At 60.7% G+C, this 8,860-nt stretch carries 5 protein-coding genes; all 5 read right to left on the bottom strand.

The window, feature by feature from the left end:
• Nucleotides 1-585 precede the first annotated feature (585 nt).
• Nucleotides 586-798 (bottom strand): hypothetical protein, encoded by a 213-nt coding sequence (locus H7007_RS06255; RefSeq protein ID WP_287153974.1) that lies wholly within the window; start codon nucleotides 796-798, stop codon nucleotides 586-588.
• A gap of 65 nt (nucleotides 799-863) precedes the next feature.
• Entirely contained in the window at nucleotides 864-2,405 is a 1,542-nt protein-coding gene (locus tag H7007_RS06250) for a YCF48-related protein (protein WP_287153973.1), read from the bottom strand.
• Nucleotides 2,406-2,842: 437 nt separating this feature from the next.
• Complete coding sequence (locus tag H7007_RS06245; RefSeq protein ID WP_287153971.1) at nucleotides 2,843-5,464, bottom strand: alpha/beta hydrolase-fold protein; 2,622 nt, start codon at nucleotides 5,462-5,464, stop codon at nucleotides 2,843-2,845.
• Between the two features lie 334 nt (nucleotides 5,465-5,798).
• Entirely contained in the window at nucleotides 5,799-7,250 is a 1,452-nt protein-coding gene (locus H7007_RS06240) for an IPT/TIG domain-containing protein (protein ID WP_287153969.1), read from the bottom strand.
• 1,062 nt (nucleotides 7,251-8,312) lie between these two features.
• Nucleotides 8,313-8,789, bottom strand: a complete 477-nt coding sequence (locus H7007_RS06235) for a hypothetical protein (protein ID WP_287153967.1) — start codon at nucleotides 8,787-8,789, stop codon at nucleotides 8,313-8,315.
• Nucleotides 8,790-8,860 lie beyond the last annotated feature (71 nt).

The raw sequence follows: 8,860 nt of genomic DNA, 5'->3' as shown, positions 1-8,860 counted from the left end.
TACTCCTCCCCTTCATCGCCTTTAGCGGTAGGTATTCGGTTGTCAATATCCACCAGCAAGTTAGTTTATGATGATACTCCCGGCCCCACGGAAAGTCAATCGGAGAGCTATACTGATCACACACTCCCCACATCGAATCTGGTTGCTTGATCAGAGAGCAGGGGGTTTTATCTCTTTCTCAATTCTTAAACTTGCCGGCATCAGTGAGATAGATCACCTTTTCGGCTTGACGGATCCGCTTGCTTCTCCAGGATGACAGAGCACCTCCTGACTCCTTTCACACCCCAAAGCGCCGAACAAACCTGTACGACATCAGAAGAAGTGCGACATTCCTTTCCTATGCTGAACATGCTTTCATTTACTGGATGGCATGGCTACTGCTCGATTCTTTGCAAACCCGATATCGCCTGCCGTATAGGCACGGCTTCAGCACGATAGGCCACTGTATTCAAGCCGCTGCACCCGTTCGTCCCGTCAGGATGGCGGGTCGGTCGTTCGATTTTCCCAAACCTAATAATACTTCCCTAAGGAGGCAAATCCAGCCGTCAACCGCAGCTTCATCCGCCCGGACAATGAGGGCCTTGCTCACAGCGAAGACGACGCGAGAAGGCGATCGACGGCAAAGGCGCCGCAAAGACGTAAACACTTTGCGGCGCCGAGATCCACGTGCTCGGGGAGTTCCTCCAGGGCCATGCTCAAGCCGGTGTCCCGCAGGTGAAGGAGGGAAGTGATCGAGGGCCCCACCTCGGAGAGTCCGAGCTGCAGGGCCCTGGCCACGTACTCCTCCTGGTCACCCACGGCATGTCCGCACCGAGGGGTATGAGGTCATGCCGATCGGCGACCGGCGGCTAAAACCCCGTACTTTAAGCCAGACTCCTCCTCTTTGTCCTCCTCCCGACCGCGCCGGCCAAGGAGAGCATGCCCAGGGCGAGCCCCAGCGCCGGAAGGGCAGTGGCGCTCCCCGTACCACAGGGGAAAACGAAGGCGGAGGAAGTGAAGGACACCCCGTTGCTGGTGCCTTGAGCCGTGGTCACCGTGACCTGTACCGTCCCCGTCACCCCCTCCGGGACCTTGACCTCGATCTCCTTGTCCGACCACGAGAGGTACTCCGAGGCCTGGACGTTTCCGAAGGACACGTAGGAGGTACCCCTTTCGGTCCCGAAATCGCATCCCGTTAGGGTGACCACGGACCCCGCCATGCCCGATGTCGGCGTGATGGATACCAGGTCGGGGACGGAATCCCCTCCGTTGGAGGTGTGCAGGATGAGCCCGCCGCTTCCCACCGCCCAGGCGTGCAGGGAATCCACCGCGTCGATGTCCTCCACCATCTTGGTGTTGTCGGTCACATGCTGCTCGCGCACGGATAAGCCCCCGTCGGAGGTCTTGTATATTCTGGAGCCTCCCGAAAAGCTCACCACCCAGGCCGTGTTGGCATCTACCATCTCCACCTCTTTCGCGTAGGAAGCCACGTCAGGGACTTTCATCCACACTATCCCCCCGTTATGGGTGGCGATGGCGGTGTAGATATCGCTGTAGTTCAGAGCCAGGTATACTGTTGAGGAATAATAGTCGTAAGCGAGCATGGGTATGGGCGAGTATATGTAATCCCTTCCCACGGCCATGGCGTGCAGGGAGTCTATCCCCGCGATGTCGTCAAATCCCTCACTGTAGGTCCCGGTCTGCATGGCCTGCCAGTTGGCGCCGCCGTCCTGGGTCCTGAGGATGATGGGGTAGTAGGGGGCACCCACGAAGGGCGGGTAGAGAAGGTATATCCCCGGGTACCAGTTCCAGCTCTCGCTCATTCCCGCCGCCCATGCGGTGTTGGCATCCACGGCGCACACCGAGGTCAGCTCCTTTGGAGTGCCGGAGACCTGGCTGACCCAAGTCCTTCCGCCATCGTCGGTCTTGAGGATGATCCCCTGCGCGCCCACAGCCCAGGCCACCTGGGGCCCCGCGGCGGATATGGCGTTGATGGCGTAAGGCTCGGCTGCCGTGTACTGTACCGTCCATGTAGCGCCGCCGTCCTCCGTCTTGGAGATGAAGTTGACGCCCGTCCCGGGATCGCCTTCCCGGCCCACGAACCAGATGTTGTTCTTGTCCGCTGCGCACACGTCGGTGAAGTGGGTGGAGGCTTTCTCGTAGACCTTTTTCCAGGTCTTTCCTCCATCCGTGGTGTGCAAGACCACTCCGTGCCCAACCGCCCAGACGTCGAGCGCATCCACCGCGGAAACACCCGTGAGGAAAGCGGAAGTCCCCGAGGACTGTTCCTCCCATCCGGATTGCACTTCCGCTGCGGAGAAGGCACTCGAGTTGCCGGACGCGAGCGGCAGAAGCACGATGGAAAGAAGTGCCATCCCTCCGAGAAGGACAAAAGCCCGTGCCACGAAACCCCTTCCGTTTCTCATTTCGCTTTCCACCCCCCTACGCAGTCATGGCTACGGTAAACCCGAGGGTCGCGACGGCAACAAAACCGATTTGGAACCATCGCAACCGCCTGTCCGCTTTATGAGTTTCCCCCATGTTTCCGATTGGCATCCCCCCTGTCGGCACTCCATTTAAAACCGGTCACAGCCCGTAAAGAACATGTTCATTCCACCCACCATCTCCCCGCTCGCCCTTTTGCCCGGATGTGAGCCATACCGATTCTTAAATCCATCCGTACCGCTTCCAGGCTTTCGCCGCACAGAGGCGCACTGTCCATACTGACCGAACTTTTCCATTGACCGGGAGTGCTGCTGATGTCAAGCCTTTACCTTTCAGTTCCGGTTTCCGGACATATGCTTTAATTAAGCCCTTGTTCGCACTTTTCGAGATCCCGTCCCGTATGCCTGTGCCCCTCCTTTCACGGCACGCGGAAAAGGGCCACGTCGTCGAACCACACGCTTCCGCCCCCGACCGTGCCCGGACCGCCCACCGTCTCCAGGCCAACCGCGGCTCTGGCCGCTCCGGACGGCGCCCGTGCCTGGAGGTGGAAGGGCACCCAGTCATGCGTGGAATAACCGGAGGGCGCCTCCAGGTCAAGGGAACTCGCGCCCACCTGCGTCCCGGAAGCGTCGTACCAGTAAACGGTGACACGCACCGCGGCCTTCCTGAACAGTCGGGTGCGGTAGAAGCCGGTCAGGGCGTAGTTCGCTCCCCCCTGTATGCCCGTCGCCTGGTCGCTGCGCCAGGAGCAGGTGTAGGGCGCGCCCGCGGGGGCCGGGTCCTTGACGCGCAGGGAGCGGGTTCCGCCGTGGGACATCTTGGCATGATCCTCCATGCGGGCGCTGCCCCCCGATAGCACCACCTTGCTCCAACCCGGCACGCTCCCATCCGGGTTCACGGCCTCGAAACCGGGGTTGGTCAGGAGGTTGGCCTGGACCTGGGAGGGGAGCTCCAGGGTGAGCGTCCTCGCCTGGGCAAGGGTTATACCGGGAACGCGCAAGCGACTGCCCTCCAAGGTGTAACCGACTCCCGGCGTCAGGAGCGCGCCGTCCAACCTCACCTTCATCCCGGGAACGGAGGCCCAAGCGTGGACCAGCACCAGGTCGGTGCGGCCCAGCCGGTCCACCACGGGAATGGCGCTGGGGTCCGTGTTGGTGTCCAGACGCACGCTCAGGGTCTTCCCCGGCTGAAGGCTCAACCCCGCCCAGAAGAGGTCCAGGGTGAGCTCCTCAACGTTGCGCACGTGGGCACTGACTATCCCGGCGGACCGGTCCACCTCCGCCCGAGCCAGAGCGGCTTCCTCCCCGGCGCCGGGGTACCTCCTCAAGGTCATCCAGTAGGAGGAGCACAGCGGGTCGTCGTAGGACTTGTAGGCCACCCGGTCGGGTTGCCGGTTGCGTGCGTGGGCCTGGAAGAAATCGGCGGTCACGCCGTAGGGTTCCATGAAGCCGTGGCCCCCGTAGGGGCTGGTGTTGTACTCGGAATAGTAGGGCCCCACGGCGGACCAAGAGGTGAGTAGCGCGTGCACGTCGCCCCCGTTGGCGAATTCGGCCGTGGCCGGGGAGTAGGGCGGCGGCGCTTCCACCAGCCACCACTTGTCCCCCGGAGTGGCGCTCTCCCGCCTCCACCACATCACGGTTAGGTTCTGGTACTGGTTGGGGAAGTTGCTGTCGTTCAGACCCTGCACGATGCGGATGGGCATGTTGGCGAGATTTTCCAGCACGTAACGGGCGCTGTTGTCCCGCATGAGCGGCGTGTCCAGGGATGCTTCCGGCTCATCCTCCTTCCCGGCTATGGCCGCCCAGTTGTCGGGCACCCGGGCATCGTTCACGTCCGCGTACGGATACCCGTAATTGCGTGGGAAATGCGCCCGCATCCAGGCGTAATCGTAGACCAGGTCGGAAGCCCCCGCGTTGGGGGAGACGGCGGTCACCAGCCCCGGGTTGTGGATGCCCAGGACATAGGCCCCCGTTCCGCCCATGGAGAGGCCGGAGACGTACACGCGGTCCTCGTCGATGTTGAACCTCTCCATGGCTTGCAGGATACAGTCTATGACGTCTTTCTCCCCGTACTGATGCTCGTTCTGCACCCGCAGCTCGTCGAACTCGTGCACCGCCCCGTAGCTGCAGACGGAGACCTCTCCGGATACGGGAGGTTCCGGAGTGTCCCTACCGTCCCCGTAGGGCGAGCAGTCGTCACCGGGCTGCAGGTTTATGGGCTTGTCGTTGACGTTGACCTTCAGGTACCCGGCGTAAGTGCCCACCCGCAGGGTTATCCACGGGTCGCCCGGCTTCAGGGGACCCCACTCGTAAGGGGTCTGGTAGATGAGGTTCCAGGACCCGCCGGAGATGCGGAACAGCCGCACGTACTTGCTGGTGGTCCCGTTCACGGTCTCGGAATAGAGGTCCACGTGGTAGCAGTCTCCGGTGGCTGGGTCGCGCCGGACGTTGACACCCACCGCGCTCGCGTTCCCGGGGCGGCTGACCTCCCGGAACCTGATGCGCACGGCGTAGTCCTTGCCGGAGGAATCCTTTCTAACCAGTTCTTTCCAGGTAGCCGACGTGTCGGATTGCACTATCGTGCTCCCCGTCGCCGACCATGAACCTCCTGCGGGCGTCCAGTCGGCCAGGCTGGACATGCCGTCCACGATGTTCGGCTCGCGGTTGGGCCCCGCGTCCTTGTTCACCCCGTCGATGTAGAAGCTGGTCAGGTTGCGCCCCCAGGGGGAGAGGACTATCCACTGCCTCTCGTCGGCCACCGTCTTTATCATGTTGGAGAAGATGTTCATCCAGTTGTTGTCGATGAGGGGTATCCCGCCCAGGGCGTGCAGCTCCACCCACAGGGGGTAGGAGCGCGAGGGGTCGTATCCCGACGGCAGGTAGATGCTGCAGGGGAGGTTCAGCCCGTCCACCGTGGAGACGAAATCGTAGCGAACGGTTATGCCTCCGATCACCGGCTCCTGGTAGGGAAGGACCTCGCACCCCGGCAGCCAGGCGAGTGCCAGAGCCGCCACCGCGATGAAAGCGAGAGGGCCTTTCAATTTTCGTAACAGTGTTCCTTGCCGCAGAACCAAAGGGCCACCTCCTCAACGACAACTACCAATTGTTACCAGCTATTTCACCCGGCGCTTTCACGCGTATTGAGCTTCCGCATGCATTCATCCTTCGCTTCCTTTCATTCCGCGCGTCGCTCCCTCTTGCTGCGCGCCGCCGTACATCCCCCGCGACGTCGCACCCAGCCGTCTTTCCTCATAAAAGGTAGCGCGATCCGGCGCCGCCTTGACATGAAGCCCGAAAGCGCAGGCCATCGATTCCACCCCCTCTCCTCTTCCGGCGCTCACGGTTCCCCTCGCTTTCGGCGGACCGCCTCTTCATTCAGACTGCGTTGCCCCGCTTCCTTCCGGCCCTCAGCCTCGGCGACGAGACGGCGATCAGGCCCATGGCGAGGCCCAGCATGAGCAGGGCGGTCGCCGAGCCGTTGCCGCATACCGCCTCCACGGTAAAGGCGGAGGGCAAGCGGGCCTCCTGGCCTCCGGGGTTCACGACAACCACGTCGTAGGCGCCCGGTTCGGCCCCGAAGAGGGTGAGAGCGGCGCCCACCTTCGTCTCCGACTCCACGGTGCAGGAAAAGGCCTCTATGACCCGGCCGCCTCGCTCAAGCCTCACCCAGCATCCCGGCAGGAACCCGTTTCCCTCCAGCTCCAGGCTCAGGGCCACGGTATGCTGGAGAGCCCTGGTCGGAGACACCGAATCGACTCTGAACTCTCCCATGCAGCGGAAGCTCAGGGGGTTGGAGGTACCCGCGGGAGTCTCCACGGTGACCTTCACCATGCCCTCCATATCCTGTGGAACCCGCACGCGTATCTCCTCGCCGGTCCAGGAAAGGCACTCCTCGGCCTGTACCGAGCCGAACATGACGCGCGACGTACCCTTCTGGTCTCCGAAATCCTTTCCTCTCAGAGTTAGCACATGTCCCACGGGGGCCGCGCCCGGGTCGAGGGAGAGCAGATCGGGCCGCGGGTCTCCTCCGTCCTCCGTCCTGAGGACCAGGGGGCTTCCGGAAGTCCCCTTCCCCACCGCCCAGGCGCAGGCGGTGTCCACGGCGCAGACATCGGCGATGTAGCCTCCCTCGAGGGCTATCTGCTCTTCCCAGGTCTCGCCGCCGTTTGTCGTCTTGAAGATCCCGCCTCTCTCCTCCGCGAGGTAAGGATCAAACAAGATGTCCTTGGATAGCACGCCCGCCGCCCAGGCGACCTCCCCATCCACCGCGCACACGTCCACAAAGGCCAGTCCCTCTACTTCTTTCTGCACCTCCCATGTATGGCCGCCGTCCACGGTCTTAAGGATAACCCCGGTATATCGCACGGTCGGGGAGCTCTGGCGCCGGAAACCCGCCACCCAGGCGGTATCGTCGTCGACGGGACAGACGGAGAGGAGGCAAGTGCCGGGTATCCCGTTGAGTTCCCAGGTAGCCCCGCCGTCGCCGCTCCTGTAAAAGAGGCCCACCACGCTCTCCGGATCGCCGCCGGAATAATCGCGATCCACCCCGCACATCCAGATGTCGGACTCGTCCAGCGGGTGGACGTCCAGCGGCCCCCAGGGCATAAAGCCCGGAACCCCGTATTTCTCGTGGGGAGGGACCTGTAACGTCTTGACTCCCTCCGGCCCTATCTTCTTGACCTCCGTGTAATTGACATGTTCACCGAATATGTCGCCGCCTGTCCATTCCACCATGAAAGCCGTGTCTCGGTTCAAAGCGTGGAGATTGAAGGGGACGTCGTCCAGGTGCGCGGTCATGGAGCCTTCGAACTTCTCTTCCCAGGTCATCCCTCCATTCAATGATCTGAACACATAAATTCCGTAATGCGCCCAGACGCTCTGTTCATCCACTGCGGAAAGATGGAGCACCCCTCCAATAGGGATGGAGGTTTCGATGTGCGGGGGATACCAGGCGGAACCGCCGTTAACCGTCTTCACCATGACAGAATCTTCAGGCGCAGCGCCAGCAAAACCCACCCAGGCGATATCCCGCCCAAACGCGGTCACCGCCCTCGCGCTTCCCGTCACTCCCGGAGGAGTAACGTTTACCCAGCCCGATGGTTCTCCCTCGGCCGCCGCATAACCTCCCGAGAGAGGGAAGATGAGGAACACCAAGGAGAGGAGCAGCGGGACAGAAATGGTCGAGGGATGGATTAAGCGTGTCTTAGTGAAACCCCATCTTCTCCTTGCCATTATCTTCCACCACCTGCGGCAGCCCTTCACCGATCGAACCGCTCCCCTTCACACATTACAATCGTTCTCTTTTCCGCTCTATGAAGGACAATGTTATCCTTTCAGGCCTTGCTTTCCTTTCCTTTCCAAAACCACAGTGGGTATTGATCGTTCCTCGATCGCGTGGAAGCTGTCATGGGGTGCATCTCTTCATCCAACCGCGAATTTACACAGACTTAACCCCTTAAGGCGCCTGCGATGTTGAAGCCCTTCAACCGTTCTCGACCGTAATGCATATTTCAGGGATATTGAGCCCCGAATTTTTCTCACACTCCAAACCCCTGTCCGCCCTCTTGTTCCCCGCTGGTTACATCTCCTTTCAATTAAAACAAAAACGTCAAGTTTTGTCTATATTAATCCTTTTTTTCACGTATTTCCGCCTTATTGACCTTTTTCGAGACAATCCCCGTTCTCTTTCGTATCCCATGATCTGACGCCACTTCAGCCTCGAGTATTAATAGTCATATGCTCTTATTCACAAGCGTGGCAAATTCTTTCCTTTTACAAGGATGATGTTTAGTCCCCTATTCCTCGCGGCTAACGGAGAATTCTAGAGGCATGGAACACTATTCTGTATTGGATGTATTATCTTAAAAGTTTTGGCTCACCAAGCTATATTCATATTCGCCTCATTGCCTTATATCCATCCACCGCCGACCCTCTCTCCACCTCGTGAATTGTCTTCGTTATGGTGAATGCCCTATGGATTTCTTCCCCCGTAAAGATGCCGCTGTTCACCGATGTTCTCACTATGCCTTTCTTGCCAAACGTCTCCTGCGATGCGCTACCTTTCCAGTCGCCTTTTTCAGCCCCAAAGCTTCCTTTCTCCTCTATCCTTCCGTTTTTCTCCTTTCTGGACTCCCTTATCGTTTCCTCCGCAGATTTTGTCCTGCCGAGCCATGGCCCCTCCTTTATACTCTTCCCTGCCCCGCCGTTCCGCCCTCTTCCGGCTCGCGGACCTCCTTTCCTCAGGGGGTGTGCCCGATGGAGTCGTGGGCCCAGGAGAAGGAAAGCGGAGATGGCCCGCGGTCCTTCCTCGCTCCCCCGTTCCCGTCCGTCTTCCTGGTGTTCACGACAAATATGCTCCCTCCTCAAGGGGTGTGCCCGATGGAGTCGTGGGCCCAGGAGAAGTTGGGGCCGTACATGGCCCGCTCGCAGACCACGGG

Source organism: Candidatus Solincola tengchongensis, assembly GCF_015711935.1.
Classification (GTDB): domain Bacteria; phylum Actinomycetota; class Geothermincolia; order Geothermincolales; family RBG-13-55-18; genus Solincola_A; species Solincola_A tengchongensis.
Note: the sequence above shows the minus strand (reverse complement) of the source record. Positions and strands in the feature narration are given on the sequence as shown.